This is a genomic window from Altererythrobacter sp. CAU 1644 (assembly GCF_029623755.1).
GTDB classification, from domain to species: domain Bacteria; phylum Pseudomonadota; class Alphaproteobacteria; order Sphingomonadales; family Sphingomonadaceae; genus Erythrobacter; species Erythrobacter arenosus.
This window is the reverse complement of record NZ_CP121106.1, coordinates 39,469-61,271: the sequence shown is the minus strand read 5'-3', so window position 1 is coordinate 61,271 and position 21,803 is coordinate 39,469. Positions and strand designations below refer to the sequence as shown.

Below are 21,803 nucleotides of genomic sequence, written 5' to 3'. Positions count from 1 at the left end.
TTTGCCAACCGTGTGGCGGCGATAGCTCTTCGCACTTGCAACATTGCGCTGCTTGGGCGAAGGGCAGTGCCCTATGAGCATGCAAGACCTGATCTCCGCCGCACGCGTCAACAAGGCCTGGCCCTTTCAGGAGGCCCAGCGGCTGCTCAAACGCTACCCCGATGGCAAGCCGGGCGGCGCCCCGATCCTGTTCGAAACCGGATACGGCCCATCGGGCCTGCCGCATATCGGCACGTTCCAGGAAGTGCTGCGCACCACGCTGGTCCGCCGCGCCTACGAAGCGATCATCGGTGCCAAGCCCGAGGACGGCAAGACGCGCCTCGTCGCCTTTTCCGACGATATGGATGGGCTGCGCAAGGTCCCGGACAATATCCCCAACGCGCACATCCTGCAGGAGAACCTCAACAAGCCGCTGTCACGGATTCCCGACCCGTTTGAAAAGGGTCACGAGAGCTTTGCCGCGCACAACAACGCGATGCTGCGCGACTTCCTCGACCGGTTCGGCTTCGATTACGAGTTCATCGCTTCGAGCGACATGTACAACTCGGGCCATTTCGACGATGCGCTGCGCCAGGTCCTGCGCAAGAACCAGGACATCCTCGACATCATGTTGCCGACGCTGCGCGAGGAGCGCCGGCAGACCTATTCGCCGGTCCTGCCGATCTCGCCCACGACCGGCTCCGTGTTGCAGGTGCCCATCGAGGTTGTCGATGCCGAAGCGGGGACGATCCGCTTCACGGACGAGGACGGCAGCGTCGTCGAACAAAGCGCGCTCGGCGGCATGTCCAAGCTGCAGTGGAAGGTCGACTGGGCGATGCGCTGGTACGCGCTTGGTGTCGACTACGAGATGAGCGGCAAGGACCTGACCGATAGCGTCACGCAATCTAGCAAGATCGTCCGTGCACTCGGAAGCCCGCCGCCGGTGACCTTTATCTACGAGTTGTTCCTCGACGCCAATGGCGAGAAGATCTCCAAGTCGAAGGGCAATGGCTTCACCATTGACGAATGGCTGACCTATGGCTCGGAAGAGAGCATGGGGCTCTATATCTTCCGCGAACCAAAGAGCGCCAAGCAGCTCCATGCCGGGATCGTGCCCCGCGCGGTCGACGAGTATTGGCAGTTCCGCGCTGCCTTGGCTGAACAGCCGCTCGACAAGCAATTGGGCAATCCGGTGTGGCACCTGTTGCGCGCCAATGGCGGGTTCGAAGGATCGGAAGCACCGGGCGCCGGCGACACACTGCCGGTCACTTACGGCTTGTTGCTCAATCTGGTCGGCGTGCTGGGAGCCGAGGCGGATCGCGAATCCGTGTGGTCCTATCTCGGCAATTATGTCGAGGACGCTGATCCGGCCAAGCACCCCGAACTCGACGCGCTGGTTGACAATGCGCTAGCCTACAACCGCGATTTCGTCGCCCCGACGCTCAGCAAGCGTGCGCCGAGTACGAATGAGCGCGAGGCGCTCAAGGCGCTCGATTGCGCGCTCTCGGTCATGGCGCCCGACATGCCTGCCGAAGACATCCAGACCATCGTCTACGAAATCGGCAAGCGCGAGGAGTTCGGTTTCGGCTCGCTGCGCGACTGGTTCAAGGCGCTCTATGAAACGCTGCTGGGCAGCGAGCAGGGGCCCCGGATGGGCAGCTTCATCGCGCTCTACGGGATCGAGAACAGCCGCAAGCTCATCGCCGAGGCGATCGACCGCAAATAGCTCTCAGGTCCACTTGCGAGTGCGGAACCACTTGGTGATGACGTACTTCGAGCCTTTGATCACCGGGGTTCCCGCGTGCATCGTGCCCTCGTTAGGCGTGCCGTCGGGGAGCGCGTTGTTCCACAGCAGCAGGACGCCAGGTTTGGGCTCGATCTTGATGCCCACTTCGGTGAAATGGGTTTCGCCACCTTCCTCGACTTCATTGAGGAAGGCCATCGCCGTCCAACTGCGCTGGCCGCCGCGCTTGCGCTCCAGTTCCCAGTACTTCTCGGTCGTATAGAACCAGTCGTTGTGCGGCTTGAACTGCTGCCCGGGCAGGTAGCGCTGCCCCTGGATCGCCTCTCCGCACGCCGGGTTCATGCCCATCAGGTCGTCGATCCTTCGCGAAATGCCCATGACGAACGGATCGAGCGGATCGAGATCGCCCGAATAGGAGGTGCGAAAGCCGGTCGAATAGTCCTCCTCGTGCAAGGTGCTCGGTTTGGCGACGAGGTCGATCATCAGGCACAGCCGTTCGCATTCCGCCGCGCTCAGGAAATCTCCCACGGCGAAGAGTTCGGCCTTGTCGGTCTCGATCTGGTAGACTTGGGGATCTGACTTCAAGCGCGCCCGAACGGCCTCTCCCACCCGGGCCAGTGCGTCCTTGTCGGGAATCATTTCGGTCTTCGCCATCGCCCGCCTCCTAGCAAGCAAGGGGGCCTTGGCAAACCGTTGGCTTGCTGCCACGCGTTGCACTGCTAAACAGGGCCATCAACCGGGTTGGGAGAGAGAAGAATGTCTGAAGCTGCGCAAGCACGTTATTCGACAGGCGCGATGCTGTTTCACTGGATCATTGCAATCCTGGTGATCGTCAACTGGCGTATCGCCGAAGCCGCAGAGCATCTGGAAGGCGCTGAGAAGGCTGCAACGATCGCCCCGCACAAGGCGATCGGGATTACGATCCTCGTACTGACATTGCTGAGGCTTGGCTGGCGCCTCACTCACAAGGCTCCGCCGATGTCCAACTTGGTCCCTGCCTGGCAGCGCACGCTCGCCAAGAGCGTGCACGTGATCTTCTATGTCATGCTGATCGGCCTGCCGATCGGCGGCTGGTTGGCCGGGTCATATGCGGACAGCCCAGTAAACTATTTCGGGCTCTTCACTCTTCCGACGGCGCCGGTCGAACAGAACTACGACCAGGCCAAGGCGATCATCGACCTGCATGCCGCAGGCGGCGAGGCGATGATATACCTCATTGGCCTGCACATCCTCGGCGCGCTCAAGCACACCTTCATCGACAAGGTGAATGGGATCGGGCGCATGCTTCCCTTCGGGCGGACCTAGGCGCCAGGCCGCGTCAAACAAAAAACCCCGCCCGCGATAGCGCGAGCGGGGTTTTTTGTTTGACGCCCTTAGCGGATCATTCGATCCACTGGCCGGTTCCGACCGATGCGCCCTTGGCACCCAGATGCATGGTGATGACGCCTCTCATCCCCTTGAGAGTGCCGGCGCGCCCTTCCAGACCGCCGACGCAAGAGGCCCCGCGTCCTTCGGGCAGCGAATTGCAGCCATAGATCAGGCTGCTCTTGCTTTCGCCATCGGCCCGCGTCGCGGTGCACGAAAGGTGGAAGTCGAACAGCCCATTGTCGGGCTGGTCCATGCCGGCGCAGGTGATTGAGCCGCTGGCAGTCTCTCCGCTGGCGGTAACGGTGGTGTAGGCACCGTTCATTACTCCGGAACGACCGTCACGCCCTTCCTCGCCCATGCCGCCGTAGAATGTCGGCTCTTCGAACTGGACGTTGTATGTGAAGGTTTCTGCCTGTGCCGCGCTTGCGAACAGCGTGGCTACCATGATGGCTGCGATTGTTTTCTTCATGCATCTTCCCCTGTAGCGAGGCTCTGACGCATACGTTTGGGTCCGCACACGCAGAGCGTGGAACATACGGCCCGATTTTCCCAACGAGGGGTGGTCTAGCACGGTTTGGCGCGCAGAGATGAATCCTCCACGCGACCAACGGCTTAAGCGCGGAGAAAGTCGGAGCGATGGCGTCTCGCACTCGTTCGACTCGCGAAAACCCCCGCCGGATCGCTCCGGCGGGGGTTCGTGGCTCCAGCCGTTGGAGGGGCTGGGAGCTTGGGGGAAGGCTTACCAGAAGAAGTCGTGGATCACATCGACCACTTCGCCGCTGTAGACATTCACCAACAGCACGTCGTCGTAGTAGCGAACCCAGCGATAGGGGCCGTAGACTTCGGGCAGTCGATACTGCCACGGATCATTGATCCAGTAGCGATTGCCGTAGAACAGGTTGTCGAGATAGAACCCGATGCTGATCCGGCTGTAGCGGTGGCTGCGATAAGGCGAGTAATACCGCCCAAGCCGATAGATGTGGTGGTTCGACCGGCGATAGCTGTGCCAGTTGTACCGGTTATGCTTGCGCCAGCTGTGGCGATCCCACCGGCGATAGTCGCCGCGGCGATAATCGCGATGGCGATCATAGCGGCGCCCGTCACGATATCCGTCGCGATAGGCGTGGCGCGTGTCCCGGCGATCCTGGCGATAGTCGTGGCGGCGCCCGTCGCGATAACCGTCGCGATAGGTATTGCGGCGTCCATCGCGGTAGGAGTCGCGGCGTCCATCGCGGTAGCTGCGATTGCGATCGCGGTCCGAATAGTTCCGGTTATGGGTCACACCGGGATCGTTCGAAGCGTGACGTTCGCTGCGGTTCGTTTCGCGGCCCTGGCGGTCGCTACGATTCCATTCGCGACCCTGGCGGTCGCTGCGGTTCCATTCCCGGCCGCGTCGATCGACGGCCACGTCGGAGCGGCGATCGCTGCGGTTCCATTCGCGACCTTGCCGGTCGCTGCGGTTCCAGTCACGGCCGCGACGCTCAACGGAGCTGTCCGCCCGGCGTTCGCTGCGGTTCCAATCACGACCCCGGCGATCTTCGCCGCGCGACTCGACTCGGGCGTTGCGTCTTGCCTCGCCCCGGTTCTCGCGGCGGACCTCGTGGCGTTGCGCGCGGCGCTCCTGACCGCGATCGCCCCTTTGGACATCGCGCTTGGCATCGGCAATCCGCTCCATCTTGCGCGCGATGCCATTGCGCTCACCACGCTCCTGCGCTTCGGCGGGGATCGCGGTCAGCGAGAGGGCGGCGGCCACGGCTGCAAGCGCGCTGCCCTTCAAAAAGTTCAAATTGGACATTTTCGGCTCCTGTAGATGCCGCTCCACCAGCCGCGGCCGAATCTTGATACTGTCTGATACTAAGCACGGCCTGACTTCTATCTGAACCACTTGTTTACCCTTTCGTTCAGATTCGGGCTAGGTATTCTGAACGCCGGTAGATTGACATTGGCTCGCCTGCGGCCAATGCAGTGCCCCATGTTCGACACGCTCGATGCCGTACGCGATGACTTCACCCGCCGGATCGAGAGCGCCGCCACCGATCGCCATCTCCCCATGCACCTAGCGGTCCTGTCGACCCGGGATGCCGATGCGCGCGTCCTGGTGCTGCGCGCCTTCGACCGCGACAGTTGGACGCTGCGTTTTCACACCGACGTGCGCTCGCCCAAATGCGACATCATTGCGCAGCACCCGGGGGTGGGCGTGCTGCTCTACGATCGCAGCGCCAAGGTCCAGTTGCGGATCCGCGGAGAGGCGCGGGTCGAAACCGATGGACCCGTCGCCGACGCTGCCTGGGAACAGAGCACCAATTTCGCGCGTCGCTGTTACCTCGGCGATGGGCCGGGGACGCTGGCGGCGCAGATGACCTCGGGGCTGCCGCCGCAGTTCGAGGGGATCGAGCCGACCGACGAGCAACTGATCCCCGCACGCCCGAATTTCGCGATCATCCAGGTCGAGATGCGGGAGATCGACTGGTTCTTTCTCTCGCATGCCGGCCATCGCCGGGCACAGTTCGCGCGGCAGGGCGAGGGCTGGGAAGGGCGCTGGGTCGCGCCTTAGCTGGAACACGACACGCGCTCTCGGAACGTGTGATTCTCCGCCGGGATAAAGCGCACTTGTGCGAGAGATTGGGGCCGCGTTCCCAGGCTATGAACTGGCCCGGTCTGGGAACGGCTGGCCGCTGCTGCGTTGGGAGTGTAGGCGCCCGGGCAGCGGAGGAACAGCGTGGCAGATAGTGACAACAGCACATGGAAGCGCGTGGGCGTCTGGATCGCGCGGTCGCTTGCCGCGATATTGGTGATCGGCTCGCTGCTCAGCACGACCGATCTCAACCAGTGGTGGATCCGCATCTGGGATTTCCCGCGGCTGCAGATCCTGATCGCGATGGTGCTGCTCGCCGCCGCGCTGTGGTTCTTCGACCGCGCCTGGCGGCCATGGCTGCCGCTGGTGCTGGCGGGCTTCTGCGTGTGGCAGTTCTGGCGGATATGGCCCTACACGCCGATGGCCTCGGCCGAGGTTGCGCGCGTCGAACAGGGCGAGCAGGGGACCGAGGCGTGCTTTACGGCGCTCACCCTCAACGTGCTGCAGAGCAATCGCGAATATGACCGCACTGCCGATCTGATCCGCCGCACCGATCCCGATATCGTGCTGCTGATGGAGACCGACGAGGCCTGGGCGCAGGCCATGGCGCCGGTGCTGCAATCCTACCCGGAGCAGATCCACCGCCCGCTGGACAACACCTATGGCATCATGTTCGCTTCGCGCCTGCCGATGCGCGATGCCTCGATCCAGGATCTCGCGCAGGCGGACACGCCCTCGGTCTTCGCCACGCTCACCGCCGGCGCGCGCAATTTCCGTATGATCGCGCTGCACCCGCGTCCGCCTCAGCCGAGGCAGGACACCGAGGAGCGCGATGCCGAGATCGTGATGGCGGCGCGCAAGTCGCGCGACACTTCCATGCCGGTGCTCGCGATCGGCGATTTCAACGATGTCGCGTGGTCGGACACGACGCGCCTGTTCAAGGATGTCGGCAGCTTCCTCGATCCGCGCGTCGGGCGCGGCCCGCATGCGACCTTCCCCGCCGGCATGGTGTGGCTCGGCTGGCCGCTCGACCATCTATTCGTGACCGAGGAATTCCTGTTCAAGGATGTCCAGGTCAGCAAGTCGGTCGGCTCCGACCACCGGGCAATGATTGCCGAGCTGTGCCTCTCGCCCGAAACCGGGCGTGCGCGCAACGAAGAGACCGAGGGACCCGACGCGAAGGACGAAGCCGAGGCGGACGAGGTGATGGAAGAGTTCAAGGAAGACGAGGCCAAGGACCGCGTCGAGGGGGAGGCGGGCTAGCGGCGCACAAACCCGGTCAGGCCTGCTGATTCCGCATCCCGGCTGACGATGCGGTCCACCCGCGCGTGGGGAGGTCCGTCATGCATTGCCGCGATCATCCGTTCGATGGCCTGCGGTTCGCCCTCCAGATGCGCCTCGACCGTCCCGTCGGAGAGGTTGCGCACCCATCCCGCAAGGCCGAGCGAGCGCGCCGTCGCGATCGTCCAGTCGCGGTAGAACACGCCTTGTACCTTGCCATGGATGATTAGGTGGCAGGAGGTCATCTAATCGACCATCTCCCACCACGCTTGATTGGTGAACGGCTCATTTGTGTCTACGACCTGGCCGATCTTCGGCGCAACGACGGCGACGCCATTTTTCTCGGCAGCAAGCAGGGTCCGTATTATCGGTTCGTCCCAGTCGTGAATGGCAAGATTGAAGGTCATCCAATGGACCGGCAACATCCGCTTGCCGCCGACATCTCGATGGATTTGCACTGCCTCTTCGGGTGTGGCGTGAATGTCTGTCCAGGCCTGCCCCGGTCCATATGAACCGATCTTGATAATGCTGAGGTCGAACGGCCCCTCGCGCTCGCCGATCTGTCGGAACAACTTAGAATAGCCGGTGTCGCCACTGTAGAAAGCATTGTGTATTTTGCCGGCGATCGACCATGAGCTCCAATGCGTGGCCTTGTAGTCGAGCAATCCACGGCTTGAATAATGCCGGTTGGGCGTGGAAGTGATAGTCAGGCTTCCAATCGCTTCGCGGTCCCACCATTGCATTTCGGCGACCTGTTCAGAATCGATCCCCCAATTCTCAAAATATTGCCCAACGCCGAGTGGTACGAAAAAGCGCGTACCCTGCGCGGCGAGGTGGCGCACGGTCGCTTCGTCCAGGTGGTCGTAGTGGTTGTGCGAGATCACGACCGCATCGATGCCCGAAAGATCGTTGAGCGCGATCGGTGCGTCATGAGTTCTTGCCGGACCGAGGAAGGAGAAAGGGGAAGCGCGGTGCGACAGGACCGGGTCTGTCAGAAGCCGATAACCGTCGATCTCGATCAAGACGCTGGCATGGCCGAGCCACGTCGCGCGCATCCCCGGCGCAGGTGGCTCGCGCAGCGACGCAGGGTCGATCGCGACAACCGGCACCGCACCTTCGGGCTCGCGCTGCTGTTCGCCGAAGAACTGCTCGCGCAAGAAATCAATGCCGAGATCGTTCTCGGCCTGGCGCTCCTCGTTGAAGAAAGCCCCTTCCTCGAAATTAGGGGACTGCTCGAGCAGACGCATCCGCTCGTCAGAGATGTCGCTGTGAAGGTACCATGCGAGAAGCCCGGCAAAGATGGCCAACGCGACCAAAACGATCACGAGCCACTTTGCGAGAGTCTTCGGTAGGCTCATACCAACCGTTTAGTAGATTGCCCTCGCGAGGGCGAATCTGTGGGGTTGGGTCGAAAGCGGATCGTCCGGATCCGACCCAATGCCTCGGTACTAACGCGTCAGCTTCTTATACGCCAACCGCGTCGGACGGTCCGCTGCATCGCCCAGGCGGCGGCGCTTGTCTTCCTCGTAAGCTTCGAAGTTGCCTTCGAACCATTCGACATGGCTGTTGCCTTCGAACGCCAGGATATGCGTGGCAAGGCGGTCGAGGAAGAAGCGGTCGTGCGAGATGACCACGGCGCAGCCGGCGAAATTCTCGATCGCGTCTTCCAAAGCAGCGAGGGTTTCGACGTCGAGGTCGTTGGTCGGCTCGTCGAGCAGCAGGACGTTGCCGCCCTCCTTCAGCATCTTGGCCATGTGGACGCGGTTGCGCTCGCCGCCTGACAGCTTGCCGACGTTCTTCTGCTGGTCCGGACCCTTGAAGTTGAACGCGCCGACATAGGCGCGGGTCGACATGTCCTGGCCGTTGACCTTCATGTAGTCGAGCCCGTCGGAGATTTCCTGCCAGACGTTGTTCTTGGGATCGAGGTGGTCGCGGCTCTGGTCGACATAGCCGAGGTGGACGGTCGAGCCGATCTCCACCGTGCCGCTGTCGGGCGTTTCCTTGCCGGTCAGGATCTTGAACAGCGTGGACTTGCCCGCGCCGTTGGGTCCGATCACGCCGACGATGCCGCCCGGGGGAAGAGTGAAGCTCAAGTCCTCGAACAACAGCTTGTCGCCATAGGCCTTGGTCAGGTTCTTGGCTTCGATCACCTTGCCGCCGAGCCGTTCGGGCACCTGGATCACGATCTGCGCCTTGCCGACCTGGCGGTTTTCCTGCGCGTTCTGCAGTTCCTCGAACTTGCGGATACGCGCCTTGGACTTGGTCTGGCGCGCGGCGGGCGTCTGCCGGATCCATTCGAGCTCGCGCTGGAGCGCCTTCTGCTTGCCCGATTCCTCGCGGCTTTCCTGCTCGAGGCGCTTGGCCTTCTTCTCGAGGTAGGTCGAGTAATTGCCCTCGTAGGGGTAGTAGGACCCGCGATCGAGCTCGAGGATCCATTCGACGACATTGTCGAGGAAGTAGCGATCGTGGGTGATCATCAGCACCGCACCGGCGTATTCCTTGAGGTGGTTTTCGAGCCACAGCACGCTTTCGGCGTCGAGGTGGTTGGTCGGCTCGTCGAGCAGCAGGATCGAGGGCTTCTGGATCAGCAGCCGGGTGAGCGCGACGCGGCGCTTCTCGCCGCCCGACAAGCTTTCGACGCCCATGTCGCCCGGCGGACAGCGCAGGGCCTCCATCGCGACTTCGAGCTGGTTGTCGAGCGTCCAGCCGTCGACCGCGTCGATCTTGGCCTGGAGTTCACCCATCTCCTCCATCAGCGCGTCGAAATCGGTGTCGTCCTGCGGATCGCCCATCTCGGCACTGATCGCGTTGAAGCGTTCGACGAGGTCGGCGGTTTCGCGCGCGCCGTCCCGGACGTTCTCGAGCACGGTCTTGGTCGGATCGAGCTCGGGCTCCTGCTCCAGGTAACCGACGGTGATGTTCTCGCCCGGCCAGGCCTCGCCGGTGAAATCGGTGTCGATCCCCGCCATGATCTTGATCAGCGTGGACTTGCCGGCGCCGTTCGGCCCGACGATGCCGATCTTGGCACCCTGGTAGAACTGCAGGTTGATATTGCTCAGCACCGGCTTCTGGGCACCGGGGAAGGTCTTGGTCATGCCTTTCATGACATAGGCGTATTGCGCGGCCATCGGGTCGTCCTTTGAGGAGATTTCGCGTGAATGGAATTTGGCTGCGCAGATAGGGGCTGGCGCGGCGAAGGGCAAGCGGAGCGTGGCGGGACTTCATTCGCCGGGCTTTGTGGGTTAATGCCGGGGGCGAGGGGGCTGCCTTTGTCCGATATCTTCCTGTCCTATGCGCGGCCCGATCGCGAGCGGATTGCCAGCCTTGCGGCGACGCTTGAGGCGCAAGGGTGTTCGCTGTGGTGGGACCGGCAGATCGAGGGCGGGGCCGAGTTTTCCGCGGTGATCGAGGAACAGCTCGCCGCAGCGAAACATGTCGTGGTGGCCTGGTCGCAGCACAGCCTGCATTCGCACTGGGTGCGCGACGAGGCGGACTTCGCGCGCACCGAAGGCAAGCTGGTACCGATTTCGCTCGACGGCGTTTTGCCGCCGCTCGGCTTTCGCCAGATGCATGCGCTCGATTTCTCCGACTGGCGCAGCGGGGCCGACAAGACCGAGTTCATCGAACTGCTGCGCGCGGTGGGCGCGAATGGCGCGAGTACGCGGACCGAGGCGGAGGTGGCCGAGCAAGCCGCGCGCTCATCGGTCGAGGTGCGCCAGCCGGTGATCCAGATCCTGCCTTTCGCCAACCGGTCGAGCGACGAAGAGCTCGGCTATCTCGGCGAAGGATTGGCCGAGGATATCTCGTCCATCTTCGCCTCCAATCGACATTTCGGCATTGCGACCGGGGCGGGTGAGGCGAGGGAAGACTATCGGGTCGAGGGGGCGCTGAGGCGCATGGGTGCCAAGGCGCGCTGCAATGTAAAGCTGGTCGATCCCCAGGGCGGAACCCAGTTGTGGGCCGATCGGTTCGACGCGGAGGCGGCCGAACTGTTCGAATCCTCGGACGAGATGGCCGGTCGTATCGCGGCGCGCTGCACCTCCGAAATCAAGCTCTACGAAGCCAACCGGGCAGAGCGTTTGCCGCCCGAGATGCAGGGGCCGTGGGAAGCCGCTTCGCGCGGCTGGGTCAAGGTGTTCGGGGTGGGCTTCGCACTTTCAGCCGTGAAACGGGTGATCGAGGAATTGCAGCGCTCGGTGCGCGCCTACCCGGAGTTCGCGCTCAACCATGCGATCCTCAGCTGGGCTGCAGTCGCGGTGGTGATCAACGGGATGTGGGAAGACGACGAATACGACATGTTGCGCGAACTCGTCCGCCGCCACCTCGATGAAGCGCGTCGCTTGGCCAGTAACGATATCGACACGCTGGTGTTTATCGGTGCAACCGAAAACTACAGCGGCATGCATGAGCGTTCGGTCGCGACGCTTGATGCCGTGCTGGCGCGCGATCCCTACAACGCCGAAGCGCACCTGATGATCAGTCTGCCCTATGCCTATCTGGGCAGGTACGATGATGGGCTGGCGTCGATCGGACGCGTAGCGGAGCTCGCCCCCGAGGCACATTTCCGCAATTGCAGCATGTGGTACGGCGGGCTCATCGAATATCTCAAGGGCGATTACGAAGCGGCTTTGGCGGGCATCGATTACAACGTCGCCCGGAACCCGTCCTACGGCTATGCCAGCGCGGTACTTGCGCTTTGTCACGAGGCCTTGGGCGATGAAGAAAAGGCGCGGCGCCTGATCCTCCAGGCCAAGCAGACCAACCCCCAGCTGCGCCCCGAAAAGCTCAGGCCGATGATGACTTCGCAGCCGGACAAGGAGAAGGGCGAGCGCGAATATGCAACGCTCGAAAGGCTTTGGGAAGAAGTGACGCTGTCCGACGATCAGGCCTGACCGGCGCATGCAACGCATAATCGATCGCATCGCCACTTTCCCCAGCGATCGCCCGATTTCTGCGGGCTATTCAACAACTAATTAACCTTATCCCTCCATTGGCTAAGGCCTTGGATGGGAAAGAAAGATGAGCGAACAGATCATTGGATTGATCACCCCGCTGATGGCGGTGGTGTTTGTCGCTATCTTCGGCTTGCTGTGGTGGCGCGGAGGGATGGGCAACCACGTCCTCGCCTTCGCGGCATCCTACGCGCTGTTCGGGCTGGGCTTCGTCACGACGCACCTGTTCGACGTAACTTCACCTTACCTGTTTCACCTGACCCAGATCCTCTACACGGCGGCCACGGTCTGTATTATCTGGGGGGCGGCCACGCGGGTTAATCGCAAGACACCGCTGCGAGCCCTAGGGCTGATCTACGCGGTCTGTGCCGTGACCCTGGCGATCGCGGTGGCGGTTTCGGACGACGTGTCGCCCCGCCTCTACATCGTCAATACCGGCTATGGCGTAATGTTCACCATCGGCGTCTTCGTGCTGATGCAGTCGCGCCGCCGCGAGATGTTCGATCGCATGGTCATCGCGATTTTCGTGATCTCGGCGATCAACTTCTTCTGCCGCCCGGTGCTGACCCTGCTGATCGAGCAGAGCATCCCGGTCGGCGACTATCGCGAGTCGATCTATTACTCGGTCCTGACCCTCGTGCTCACGGTGTCTTCGCTGGTGACTGCGGTCACCCTCGTGGGTGCCTGCGTGACCGATCTGGTCGGGTCGATCAAGGAACGCTCGGACGTGGATTTGCTCACCGGGCTGCGTAACCGTCGCGCCTTCGAGAACGACATCGTTGAAATGCTCGACCGCGCAGCGCTTCACGGTGTTCCGGTCGGATTGGTGGTGGCCGATATCGACCATTTCAAGCAGGTCAACGATCTGTGGGGGCACCAGGCTGGCGACCATGCCATCGAGAGTTTCGGCAAGCTGATCGAGCGGATGGTCCGCGAAGGCGACATCACCGGCCGCGTCGGGGGCGAAGAATTCTGCATCGCGGTATGGAACTGCGACCTGATCGAAACCCATCGCCTTGCCGAACGTCTCCGCACTGCCTTTGCGCAAATGCAGCACGAGGGCATCAGCGAATCGATCCGCCTTACCGCAAGTTTCGGCGTATCCAGCTGGCGCGGGCATGAGACCTATCGCAGCCTGTTCGGCCGCGTCGATACGCTGCTCTATGAAGCCAAGGAGAGCGGCCGTAATTGCGTCGTTTCCGATGGCGAGCGGCGCGAAAGCGCGAAACGGCGCCCGGCTAGCAAGCTCGCCAAGCTGGCCGAACGTCGCGCCGCGACGAACTAGCCCGCATTGCGGCCAAAGCTGGCGCCCAACTGCCGCGGCATCAACAGCAACTGGAACACGGCGCGCGCGCCAAGGAACAGCGCGAAGCTCAACCACAGCCCGTGATTGCCCATCGGCCATGTAAGCCACAGCGCGGCCGCATAGACGATCGACGCAGCGAACATCGTTGCCAGCATAGCGCGCGTCCAGCTTGCGCCGACGAAGACCCCGTCGAACACGAAGCTCGCGACCCCGGCGAAGGGAATTACCACCAGCCAGATGGCCATCGCCCTGGCCTGCGCCGCGACTTCATCGGTAGCAGCAAAGCTTTCGAGGATCGGATCGGCGAACAGCAGGAATGCGCCCGCGACCAGGGCCGCCGCGCCGAACCCGCGCCACAGGATCGCGCGCACGTAGTCGGTGAAGCCCTGCCGATCCCCGGCGCCGAGGCGCTCGCCATTGAGGACTTGCGCGGCGTTCTCGAACCCGTCGAGAAGCAGCGCGGTGAGGACGAACATTTGGTAGATGATGCCATTGGCGGCCAGCACCACCGCGCCGCGTTCCGCGCTGAGGCGGGTGAGTGCCGCGAGCGCGACGGTCAGCACCAATGTTCTCAGGAACAGGTCGCGATTGATGGACAGGAACGGGCGCAGCTCTGTCCATCGCAGCACCGCCTTGTTGCGAAGCGCGGCAAGGATCGCGCTGCCCCGAGTACCGCCCAGGACGAACAGGAGCACCCCGGCAAGTTTGGCATATTCGGCAATGAAGCTCGACCAGCCGATCCCGGCGATCCCCCATTGAAGCTGCAAGACGAAGAACAGGCCAAGCGCGATGTTGGTGAGGTTGTAGGCGACTTCGAAGAGAAGCACGGCCTGCATCTGGCGCCTGCCGACGAGGAAGCCGATCAATGCCAGGTTGAGCATCACGCCCGGCGCAGTCCAGTATCGGATTTCCGCATAGATGGTTGCGGCTGCCAGCACTTCGCCTTCGGCCCCCAGTGCATCGAGCGCCAGCGGAAGCAGGATCGGCTTGGCCAGCAGCAATAGCGCGGCGATTGCCAGCCCCACGACCATGCCGCGCGCCAGCAAGTCTGCCTGCGCCTGGCTCCCCTCGCGCGTGCCTGCCTGTGCCACCAGCCCGGTAGTGCCGGTCTTGAGGAAGTTCATGACGGTGAAGAGGACCGCGAAGATCCGCGCGCCGACATCGACGGCCCCTTGCGTTGCGGCATCGTCGAGGCGCCCGACGATCCACATGTCGCCGAGCCCGATCAGCGCTGTCGCGACATTGGTCACCATTGCAGGCAGGGCAATGGCCCAGATCGCGCGCGGATCGATCGATGATGGGGAACCGGAAGTCGAGGAACTCAAAGCCGCTCTTCCTTCGCCGCGGTGATGAATGGTCGGGGAGACTGGATTCGAACCAGCGACCCCCTGTACCCAAAACAGGTGCGCTACCAGGCTGCGCCACTCCCCGACCGTCATCGTGCATCTTGCGTTGCCATTGGTGGGCCCGGCAGGACTCGAACCCGCGACCTAGCCGTTATGAGCGGCCAGCTCTAACCAACTGAGCTACAGGCCCCCTTGGCGCCGAAGATGCGGCGACGCGCCTACATTGCGTTGCCATGCGTTTCAAGCGCGCTCAGCACTTTCGGTCACACAATCGTCGATTGCATGATTTCGGCGACGCTTGTCGGCTTCACGCCGCGAAGCTCGCAATATCCGATCACGACGCGCAACCAGTCGTAGAGCTTGGCCAGATCCTCTTCGCTGCGGACGTAGGGCGTGTGGCCGACGTCGAGCGAAGGGCTGTGCAGCGACAGCACGATGATCGGCAGGCCGTCATCGATCGCCATGTCGAGTGCGCGGATGGCCTCTTCGCTTGTGACGCCCTCGGGTGTCAGGGCTATGCGCTCGAGGATGCCCAGCCGGGACAGGGCGCTCAACAAGCCGGGGCGCCCCTCCAGCCGTGGATAGATCGCTCGCGCCTGCTTGCGCAGCATGCCCCAGAACACCGTGGTGACCGGCAGTTCGAGCAGGTGGCGACCCTCGTCGACCCAATAGGGCCGGCGCGGATGGCGCGAATAATCCGGCCCAGACCCGGGGCGATAGTCGAAGTGGCAGCGCACCGAGGTGTCGATCGCAACGCCAGCCTCAAGCAGCATGTCGGCCGAGTGCGGGCCGAGCCCGTAGCGACCGGCGCGATAGACCAGCGGATTGGTGTTGAACCGATCGGCGATCGCGTCACGCAACTGCGTGAACTTTTCGCGCTCGAGTTCCTGTGGCAGGTTTCCGGCATAGGAATTGCGTTCGTTGACCTCCTCCTGAAACGGAGGATTGACCCAGGGGTGGAGCTGGATTCCGATCTCGGCCGTTCCGCGCGCCAGCGCATCGCCGATCAGTTCGACCGCCGAATCGCAGTGCACGATGGGCCAGTCGACAAGGTAGAGAGGGGCGGTGCCGAGCTTTTCGCAGAACGACTGGAACTCGGCCATTCGCGCGACATGTTTCAGCCCGTGCTGGTCACGCGTAAACGGGCCGTCCCAGTCGAACTCCTCTTCCGTATCAACGGTAAGGAGGACGCGCTGACCAAAGGAAGGGGCGAATTCGGCAAGCGAATTGCGCGGCGGGGGGTTGAGCATGGACGGCGCAGAAATGGTCCAGATCCCCCCTCTCGGCGGGCCGGCTCAACTTTCGGCCGCGTCGGCCTGGCTCCGCTTGACCGTTTCATCGCTAGGGAGGTGGACCGGGGCGGTCAAGAGCGGCAGGCTGAGAAGTATCCGGTCTTCGTCATGGGTCAGATCGCCGCCGATCGCGCGGGCCTCGGCGCGGGCAAGTCGCAGGCTGAAGCCGGCCCCGAACAGTCCCGCGCTGATGCCGCTCTTGCCGGATTTGACTTGTGCCGCAAAGATATCCTCTTCCGAGACGATCTGTGCCGGGAGTTCGCAGGCCAGCAGGCCGCGGTTGCCGTCGCGAACCAGTTCGATCGAGAGCGCTTCGCCGGCCCCGCTGGCACCAGCCAGCGTCGCGAGAACGCGCCACGCAAGCGCTTCGGCATCCTCGTGATCCATCGCGACGCGAAACTCGGTGTCAGGGGCCAGCTCCAGTTCGAGGCCGGCCATGCGCGGGTTCAGGACCTGCTGCAACTGGTCGACCATCTCGACAAGCAAAGCGGCAAAATCGGTTTCGCCCTGCTGGGGCGAGAGCACGCCGGTTTCCAGCCGCGCCAGCCGCTCGAGCTCGTCGAACCCGGCGAGGATGCGTGCTGCATCGCCGGCGATCGAAGCAGCGAGTGCGCGATACTCGTGCGGGGCGGGGCCGAACAGCTGTTGCTGGATAACCTCGGCAAAGCCCTGCAGCGCATTAACGGGTGTTCGCAGTTCATGGAGCAACTGGCGGATGCGATCAGCCTCCTGCGCCGCGCGCATGTCGGGCGGCGGCGGAGCGGGGCGGCGGAAGCGCCCGACATATCCGTGGAAGCGCCCCCCGGAACGCGCAAAGCGGGGATGGGCGTCGACGATCCAGTCACCGGTGATCGCCGGTGCGCCCTCTAGCGTGAGCGCCAGGTTCTCGATCGGCTGCTGGCGCGAGAAGGCCCGGGCGATGGGCGTCGGTGGGCTGCCTTCGCCCAGCCTGCGCGGCGGGAGCAGGCGCTTGCCGATCACCATCGGGGCCACCGAAGCGTCTGCCCATTCGATGCGGCCGGCGGTATCTGCAACAAAGCCGAAACCGGCGATCTCACGTTGGCCGTGCGGTTGCATCTCGCCGAACGGCAGCCGCGGGGAATTGTCGATCGTGGGAGGCGCAACTTCGCGGTCGCGACGGAACTGCGCAATCCGCTCGACCAGTGCGGCGATTTCGGTCTTCTCGCGCGCTTGCCGATCGGTGACAGGCGAAGTCTTCGCCTCGGCAACAGGCGTGGGCTCAGGCGACGCCGACGGAGTCTCCAGCGGAGCCGCAGGCAGGATCAGTTCGTCCTCGGGCGACATAGCCGGCGCGATAGCGTCTTCGTCGCCACCATCTTCGGCCAGATCGGTGAGTTCGAGGAAATCGTCCTCGTCTTCGCCCGTCATGGCGGCAACGATCGGTTGCGGGAGCGCGCGATCGCGGATGCCGAGTCGCTCGAGCAGCGCCTCGGCGCGGGGCGGTAGATCCCGGCGCAAGCGCAGGAAGCCGCGGGCGCGGATTGGCAGGCGCGGAATCAGTGCTTCCCAATCGTCCTCGGTCAGCTCGGCGCGGGACAAGGCCGCAGCCGCTACGTCCGGTTCGTCTTCGGCGAGGTCGGCGGCGAGTTCAGGGCTGCGAAAACGCCAGCCGCGCTCGGCCACCATCCGCGCGCGCTCGGCGGCCGGGATCTGCTCGCCCAGTGCGCCCAGGCGCAGCCAGGCTGCGGCGACGAGGCTTTCATCGCGGCCATATTTGCGATTGCCGAGGAGATCGAGCAGCTGCCGGAACTGCGTGCGCGCCGCATGCTCGCCAGCGGCGCGGTGGCGCAGCACTGTGGCAAGGCGGTCGTCGAAAAACATCGTTACTCCGGCAAATCTTTCCACCTCAGGGCATGTCGCAAGCACGCGCTGCAGGCAATTGGCCCCCTACCAGTTTACACAGCCTGTAGGTGAGGTGGATTTGGCTTGCGTTGCAAAGCGGGACAATTGCTGGCAGGAACAATAAAATTAGCGACGAATGACCTTTTGGGTTACGTTCATTTCAGGCAAGCCGCTGATAGTGGCCATGATTGTTTGGGGCGCTGTATGGCAAATCTTGATGAAATAGACCGCAAGCTCTTGTCGGAGTTGCAGGCGGAAGGTCGCGTAACCAATGTCGAACTGGCGCAGAGAGTCGGACTGACGGCGCCACCGTGCCTGCGGAGGGTACGCGGACTCGAAGAACAGGGCGTCATTCGCGGTTATCACGCCGATCTCGATCCGTCGAAACTCGGCTTTGCCATCACGGTATTCGCGATGGTGAGCCTGAAGAGCCAGGCCGAGAGCGCGCTGCGCGAGTTCGAGGACGCGATGCGCGGCCTGCCCGAAGTGCGCGAGGTCCATATGCTAAATGGCGAAATCGACTTCATCCTCAAGGTGGTGAGCAAGGATCTGCAGAGCTTCCAGGAATTCCTGACCAGCAAGCTGACGCCGGCCCCCAATGTCGAGAGCGTCAAGACCTCGCTGACAATCCGCACCGCGAAACACGAACCGGGCGTTCCGCTGGGCTGATGCAGGGTAGCTGAGCATGGATCAGCCGCCCGCCACGTCCGTCGAAATCCCTGTCGCAGCATCCGAGTCCGTCGACGCCGCGCAACCGGTGATCGAGGTACGCGAAGACGGCAGCACCACGATCGACATCCTTCTCCCGCCGCCTGCGCCCGCATGCGTGGAGAACGAACCCGATCCCTTCCAGAACGAGATCGTCGTGTGCCGCGATGTCGGCAATGTGCACCGGCTGGTTCATGCGGTGCCAGGCGATGCGATAGAGGGCAGCGCCATCCCCCGCGCCGAGTTCAAGCTGTCGGAGAACGCCACCGCTTCGGCCGATGCAGAAGCGCGCGCAGTGGGCAACACGCCAGCCAATGCGGCGATAGTCAATGTGAAGGTCAAATTCCGTCCCTGAACGCACCTAACTCCTTACAATCAGGTCTTAATATGACGGGTGTGATCGGTCGCACGAGGCGACCGGACAATTTCTGCGGACAGATCTCCCCGGTGTAACAAACCTTATAGTTTTCAAGGCCCGTTTACTGGTAACAGTCGGCCTGCACGGGCTATTCATGCAACTGCCATGCCACAGGGTGCGGCCAATCAATGAGGCGAAGCCCAAGAACATCAAGGGAAGCACCGGGGATGGAATTTCTGAGCTATTTCGAACAGTACATGCCGCACGGGATGTGCCTGTTGTGGCAACCCTGGCTTCTCATCCTGTGGGCCGGGTCGGACCTGCTGATCTTCCTTTCCTACATGGCAATCCCGTTTGCGCTGTTCCAGGTTCTCAAGCAGCGCCAGGAATTGCAGCATCGCGGCCTCATCGCACTGTTCGCCTCTTTCATCCTGCTCTGCGGCGTGACTCACCTCTTCTCGATCGTGACCCTGTGGTTCCCGATCTATCCCATATCCGGGGTGTTCAAGCTTGCGACCGGGGTGGTCTCCGCGATTACGGCGATCGTGCTTTTCCGCCTGGTCCCGGTGCTGGTAACGATCCCGACACCCAGCGAATTGCAGAAGGCGAATGCCGACCTGCGCGCCGAGGTGGCCGCGCATGAACGCACGCTGGAGGAACTGCGCAAGGCGCGCGACGAGCTTGAAATGCGGGTCGAACAGCGGACCGAGGAACTGCGGCAGGTCAATGCCAAGCTGGCTGTGATCGCTCGCGAGACTGCGCATCGCAGCCGCAACCTGCTCTCGGTCGTTTCCTCCCTCGCACGCCAGACCGCCCGCAGCACCCCGGATATCGAGCAGTTCGTGACGGTTTTCCAGGGGCGCATCAACGCGCTCGCGATGGCAACACTCACGGTCATCGAAGGCGCCAACGAATCCTCGGCCGGGCTGGAGCGGATCATAAAGCGCCAGATCGAGGCGCTCTTTCCAAGTGCAGACAGGCAAGTCGTGATCGAGGGCGAACGGGTGATGGTCGGCGCCGAGGCTGCCCAGCAGATCAGCCTGGCCGTGTACGAACTGGCCACCAATGCGCAGAAGCACGGGGCGCACGACAAGGAAACCGCCTATGTCCATATCGACTGGTCGGTCTCCAATCCGGGGACTGACCAGCCCGAACTCGTCTTCGAATGGCGCGAGAAGCTCTCCGACGGTGCAGCGAGTTTCCAGCCGGGAGAAAAGAGTGGCGGGTTTGGCTCGAACCTCTTGCTCAAGATCGTCCCGGCCATGCTCAAGGGGAGCGCCTCGCGGCATGTCGAGAACGGGGTGATGGTCTACCAGCTACTGGTACCGCTGGCGTCGGTCACCGATGCCGACGGCACTCACGGCGATGTCAGTGAGGCAGCACGTATTATCGATCGCAACTTCGGCATCGCCTAACGTCGATCCCTGCGAGAGAGGCGGGATCAACTCCGCATACTGAAGGGACAGAGCAGCCGAATGACTGCCTTGCCCCAGCCGTTTGGTTCCAGCGAGGGAGCTAGGCGCTTACGGGCTCGTCGTCGTCGTCAGCGATGATCAAGATCGCGAGACCGGCGGCGAGGATCGCCCCGATCAGGAAGCGCGTGCCCATCGAGGCAAGTTCGGACTCGCCCGTTATCGGCTCGCTAGCCCTCACGGCGTCGGTTGCCGCTGCCGCGATCGGAGCACCGGCGAGCGCCGCACTTCCCACGACAAGTAGCAGATTTCGGGCTGTCATCGCTCAATCTCCCCAAGATGGCCTTCAATGCCGGGGCAGGATACGCCAAAGTGCGATGTTTACAAGGTCTTGAGCTGTCGCTCGCACCGTGCTCGCCCCCGCGTGGCGGCAATGCTGCCGTCTGTCCCGAAATTGGACCGGAAAATCGCGCCAAACACCTGTCCACTTGCGGTTAATCGCACTGAAATGTAAAGTTGCGGGGATTGGCCCACTTGGGAAGGACTGCGCACCCGAAAAATCGGGGGAAGTGGTGCCAAGCATCCGACGGGCCATGCGGGTTGCACGGGATTGGTTTACTCGACTGTCGTCGGAAGGAGTAGTCGTGCGGGCGCATGACGTTTTCGTTTCTTACGGAAGGGAGGATCGCAACGCTGCGATGCGCATCGCAGCGCGCCTCGAACTGGAAGGCTTCGCCGTCTGGTGGGATGCCGCAATCCATTCCGGCGAAACCTTCGACGAAGTAATTGAGCGCCAGCTTCGTGCCGCAAAGGCGGCCGTGGTCCTGTGGTCGCCCCGGTCGGTGACCTCGCGCTGGGTGCGGGCAGAAGCCACGCTGGCAGACCGCCGCAACATCCTGGTCCCGGTCATCATCGAAGCCTGCGACCTCCCGATCCTGTTCGAACTCACCCACACCATCGACCTGTCGACCTGGCAGGGCGACCGCGACGACCCTGTCTGGCAGCGGTTGGTCGAAGACATCCGTTTCCTGGTTGGACCAGAGAATGAGGCGCCGGCGGCCAAACCCGCTTCTGCTCCGGCGCGCGGTTTTCTCCTGTCCGACGACGGCGATGACATCGATCGTTCGATACCGTCGTCACGACGCGCTCCGCATGAAGACATCACGCCCGCAGCACCCCCGGCAGTAAAGCTGAACGGTGCGGCGAAAGTGCAAGTCGATGAGGATTATGAGCCCACCGCGTTCTACTCGGGTACGGGCGGCTACGTCGAGCTCGAGGATGGCCAGGTCCACTATCTCGAAGTCGGTCCGGAGGAAGCGCCACTAGAGAAGCACGCGATCAGCCTGCTCGGCGCGAAGATCGGGCGCTCGGCACCGGCCGATATCGTTCTTGCCGACAACCGCATTTCGCGGCGGCATTGCACCGTCGAACTCAAGGATGGCGAATTGCTGGTCAGCGATCTCCACTCCACCAATGGGACCTTCGTCGATGGCGAGCGGATCTTTGGCCCGACCGTCCTGCCGCAGGGATCCGAACTGAAGCTTGGCAGCGTAACCCTGACGCATCGCGTCCGTTCATCGGCGGGAATGCGCTGATCCGCGGGGGCCAAGAGCGGACAG

The 21,803-nt window shown here is 63.0% G+C and carries 20 protein-coding genes and 2 tRNA genes; 10 read left to right on the top strand and 12 right to left on the bottom strand.

Annotated features, from left to right (window positions below):
- Positions 1 to 73 precede the first annotated feature (73 nt).
- The gene (locus P7228_RS00300) at positions 74 to 1,705 is read left to right on the top strand and encodes a lysine--tRNA ligase (protein ID WP_278016231.1); all 1,632 of its coding nucleotides are present in this window, start codon (positions 74 to 76) and stop codon (positions 1,703 to 1,705) included.
- Between the two features lie 3 nt (positions 1,706 to 1,708).
- Here the strand turns inward: P7228_RS00300 and P7228_RS00295 are convergent, their stop codons facing one another.
- Entirely contained in the window at positions 1,709 to 2,377 is a 669-nt protein-coding gene (locus P7228_RS00295; protein ID WP_278016230.1) for a prolyl hydroxylase family protein, read from the bottom strand.
- 102 nt (positions 2,378 to 2,479) lie between these two features.
- Here P7228_RS00295 and P7228_RS00290 point away from each other — a divergent pair, with 102 nt between their 5' ends.
- On the top strand, positions 2,480 to 3,028 hold the full coding sequence (locus P7228_RS00290) for a cytochrome b (RefSeq protein ID WP_278016229.1): 549 nt from the start codon (positions 2,480 to 2,482) through the stop codon (positions 3,026 to 3,028).
- A gap of 76 nt (positions 3,029 to 3,104) precedes the next feature.
- On the opposite strand, the gene P7228_RS00285 is transcribed toward P7228_RS00290, so the two are convergent.
- Both P7228_RS00285 and P7228_RS00280 read right to left on the bottom strand, forming a co-directional pair.
- On the bottom strand, positions 3,105 to 3,560 hold the full coding sequence (locus tag P7228_RS00285; protein WP_278016228.1) for a hypothetical protein: 456 nt from the start codon (positions 3,558 to 3,560) through the stop codon (positions 3,105 to 3,107).
- A 270-nt stretch (positions 3,561 to 3,830) separates the two neighbouring features.
- Positions 3,831 to 4,886, bottom strand: coding sequence for an RcnB family protein (locus P7228_RS00280; RefSeq protein WP_278016227.1), 1,056 nt, complete (start codon positions 4,884 to 4,886; stop codon positions 3,831 to 3,833).
- A gap of 177 nt (positions 4,887 to 5,063) precedes the next feature.
- Here P7228_RS00280 and P7228_RS00275 point away from each other — a divergent pair, with 177 nt between their 5' ends.
- A complete protein-coding gene (locus P7228_RS00275; RefSeq protein ID WP_278016226.1) occupies positions 5,064 to 5,645 on the top strand; it encodes a pyridoxamine 5'-phosphate oxidase family protein in 582 nt (193 codons plus the stop codon).
- Positions 5,646 to 5,810: 165 nt separating this feature from the next.
- The gene (locus P7228_RS00270; RefSeq protein WP_278016225.1) at positions 5,811 to 6,929 is read left to right on the top strand and encodes an endonuclease/exonuclease/phosphatase family protein; all 1,119 of its coding nucleotides are present in this window, start codon (positions 5,811 to 5,813) and stop codon (positions 6,927 to 6,929) included.
- Here the strand turns inward: P7228_RS00270 and P7228_RS00265 are convergent.
- The 3 genes from P7228_RS00265 to ettA all read right to left on the bottom strand — a co-directional run bounded on the left by P7228_RS00265 (position 6,926) and on the right by ettA (position 10,075).
- Positions 6,926 to 7,192, bottom strand: coding sequence for an acylphosphatase (locus tag P7228_RS00265; RefSeq protein WP_278016224.1), 267 nt, complete (start codon positions 7,190 to 7,192; stop codon positions 6,926 to 6,928). The genes P7228_RS00270 and P7228_RS00265 overlap by 4 nt on opposite strands.
- Entirely contained in the window at positions 7,193 to 8,254 is a 1,062-nt protein-coding gene (locus tag P7228_RS00260; RefSeq protein ID WP_278016223.1) for an MBL fold metallo-hydrolase, read from the bottom strand. It abuts the gene before it with no gap.
- Positions 8,255 to 8,395: 141 nt separating this feature from the next.
- Positions 8,396 to 10,075, bottom strand: a complete 1,680-nt coding sequence (ettA, locus tag P7228_RS00255) for an energy-dependent translational throttle protein EttA (RefSeq protein WP_278016222.1) — start codon at positions 10,073 to 10,075, stop codon at positions 8,396 to 8,398.
- 141 nt (positions 10,076 to 10,216) lie between these two features.
- Between ettA and P7228_RS00250 the strand changes: the two genes are divergently transcribed.
- Positions 10,217 to 11,839, top strand: coding sequence for a TIR domain-containing protein (locus P7228_RS00250; protein WP_278016221.1), 1,623 nt, complete (start codon positions 10,217 to 10,219; stop codon positions 11,837 to 11,839).
- A gap of 127 nt (positions 11,840 to 11,966) precedes the next feature.
- Positions 11,967 to 13,184, top strand: coding sequence for a GGDEF domain-containing protein (locus P7228_RS00245; RefSeq protein WP_278016220.1), 1,218 nt, complete (start codon positions 11,967 to 11,969; stop codon positions 13,182 to 13,184).
- Here the strand turns inward: P7228_RS00245 and P7228_RS00240 are convergent.
- The 5 genes from P7228_RS00240 to P7228_RS00220 form a co-directional block, all read right to left on the bottom strand.
- Positions 13,181 to 14,530 (bottom strand): MATE family efflux transporter, encoded by a 1,350-nt coding sequence (locus tag P7228_RS00240; RefSeq protein WP_278016219.1) that lies wholly within the window; start codon positions 14,528 to 14,530, stop codon positions 13,181 to 13,183. The genes P7228_RS00245 and P7228_RS00240 overlap by 4 nt on opposite strands.
- A 29-nt stretch (positions 14,531 to 14,559) precedes the next feature.
- Positions 14,560 to 14,636 (bottom strand) — tRNA-Pro (locus P7228_RS00235).
- A gap of 28 nt (positions 14,637 to 14,664) precedes the next feature.
- A tRNA-Ile gene (locus tag P7228_RS00230) sits at positions 14,665 to 14,741 on the bottom strand.
- Positions 14,742 to 14,814: 73 nt separating this feature from the next.
- On the bottom strand, positions 14,815 to 15,801 hold the full coding sequence (locus P7228_RS00225; RefSeq protein WP_278016218.1) for a polysaccharide deacetylase family protein: 987 nt from the start codon (positions 15,799 to 15,801) through the stop codon (positions 14,815 to 14,817).
- A gap of 45 nt (positions 15,802 to 15,846) precedes the next feature.
- Positions 15,847 to 17,685, bottom strand: a complete 1,839-nt coding sequence (locus P7228_RS00220; RefSeq protein ID WP_278016217.1) for a sensor histidine kinase — start codon at positions 17,683 to 17,685, stop codon at positions 15,847 to 15,849.
- 225 nt (positions 17,686 to 17,910) lie between these two features.
- Here P7228_RS00220 and P7228_RS00215 point away from each other — a divergent pair, with 225 nt between their 5' ends.
- The 3 genes from P7228_RS00215 (at position 17,911) to P7228_RS00205 (ending at position 20,187) form a co-directional block, all read left to right on the top strand.
- Positions 17,911 to 18,375 carry an Lrp/AsnC family transcriptional regulator gene (locus tag P7228_RS00215; RefSeq protein WP_278016216.1) on the top strand — a complete coding sequence of 155 codons (465 nt, stop codon included), beginning with the start codon at positions 17,911 to 17,913 and terminating at the stop codon, positions 18,373 to 18,375.
- Between the two features lie 16 nt (positions 18,376 to 18,391).
- Positions 18,392 to 18,769 (top strand): hypothetical protein, encoded by a 378-nt coding sequence (locus P7228_RS00210; RefSeq protein WP_278016215.1) that lies wholly within the window; start codon positions 18,392 to 18,394, stop codon positions 18,767 to 18,769.
- 230 nt (positions 18,770 to 18,999) lie between these two features.
- Positions 19,000 to 20,187: a sensor histidine kinase gene (locus tag P7228_RS00205; protein ID WP_278016214.1), complete on the top strand. Its 1,188-nt coding sequence runs from the start codon at positions 19,000 to 19,002 to the stop codon at positions 20,185 to 20,187.
- 100 nt (positions 20,188 to 20,287) lie between these two features.
- On the opposite strand, the gene P7228_RS00200 is transcribed toward P7228_RS00205, so the two are convergent.
- Entirely contained in the window at positions 20,288 to 20,506 is a 219-nt protein-coding gene (locus P7228_RS00200) for a hypothetical protein (protein ID WP_278016213.1), read from the bottom strand.
- Positions 20,507 to 20,828: 322 nt separating this feature from the next.
- Here P7228_RS00200 and P7228_RS00195 point away from each other — a divergent pair, with 322 nt between their 5' ends.
- The gene (locus tag P7228_RS00195) at positions 20,829 to 21,779 is read left to right on the top strand and encodes a TIR domain-containing protein (protein ID WP_278016212.1); all 951 of its coding nucleotides are present in this window, start codon (positions 20,829 to 20,831) and stop codon (positions 21,777 to 21,779) included.
- Positions 21,780 to 21,803: the final 24 nt, after the last annotated feature.

Excerpts from the sequence above, each read along its gene's own strand:
- P7228_RS00220 (WP_278016217.1), bottom strand. The coding sequence starts at position 17,685 with ATGTTTTTCGACGACCGCCTTGCCACAGTGCTGCGCCACCGCGCCGCT.
- ettA (WP_278016222.1), bottom strand. The coding sequence starts at position 10,075 with ATGGCCGCGCAATACGCCTATGTCATGAAAGGCATGACCAAGACCTTC.
- P7228_RS00215 (WP_278016216.1), top strand. The coding sequence starts at position 17,911 with ATGGCAAATCTTGATGAAATAGACCGCAAGCTCTTGTCGGAGTTGCAG.
- P7228_RS00290 (WP_278016229.1), top strand. The coding sequence starts at position 2,480 with ATGTCTGAAGCTGCGCAAGCACGTTATTCGACAGGCGCGATGCTGTTT.
- P7228_RS00205 (WP_278016214.1), top strand. The coding sequence starts at position 19,000 with ATGGAATTTCTGAGCTATTTCGAACAGTACATGCCGCACGGGATGTGC.
- P7228_RS00265 (WP_278016224.1), bottom strand. The coding sequence starts at position 7,192 with ATGACCTCCTGCCACCTAATCATCCATGGCAAGGTACAAGGCGTGTTC.
- P7228_RS00280 (WP_278016227.1), bottom strand. The coding sequence starts at position 4,886 with ATGTCCAATTTGAACTTTTTGAAGGGCAGCGCGCTTGCAGCCGTGGCC.
- P7228_RS00300 (WP_278016231.1), top strand. The coding sequence starts at position 74 with ATGAGCATGCAAGACCTGATCTCCGCCGCACGCGTCAACAAGGCCTGG.
- P7228_RS00245 (WP_278016220.1), top strand. The coding sequence starts at position 11,967 with ATGAGCGAACAGATCATTGGATTGATCACCCCGCTGATGGCGGTGGTG.
- P7228_RS00295 (WP_278016230.1), bottom strand. The coding sequence starts at position 2,377 with ATGGCGAAGACCGAAATGATTCCCGACAAGGACGCACTGGCCCGGGTG.
- P7228_RS00210 (WP_278016215.1), top strand. The coding sequence starts at position 18,392 with ATGGATCAGCCGCCCGCCACGTCCGTCGAAATCCCTGTCGCAGCATCC.
- P7228_RS00285 (WP_278016228.1), bottom strand. The coding sequence starts at position 3,560 with ATGAAGAAAACAATCGCAGCCATCATGGTAGCCACGCTGTTCGCAAGC.
- P7228_RS00225 (WP_278016218.1), bottom strand. The coding sequence starts at position 15,801 with ATGCTCAACCCCCCGCCGCGCAATTCGCTTGCCGAATTCGCCCCTTCC.
- P7228_RS00200 (WP_278016213.1), bottom strand. The coding sequence starts at position 20,506 with ATGACAGCCCGAAATCTGCTACTTGTCGTGGGAAGTGCGGCGCTCGCC.
- P7228_RS00275 (WP_278016226.1), top strand. The coding sequence starts at position 5,064 with ATGTTCGACACGCTCGATGCCGTACGCGATGACTTCACCCGCCGGATC.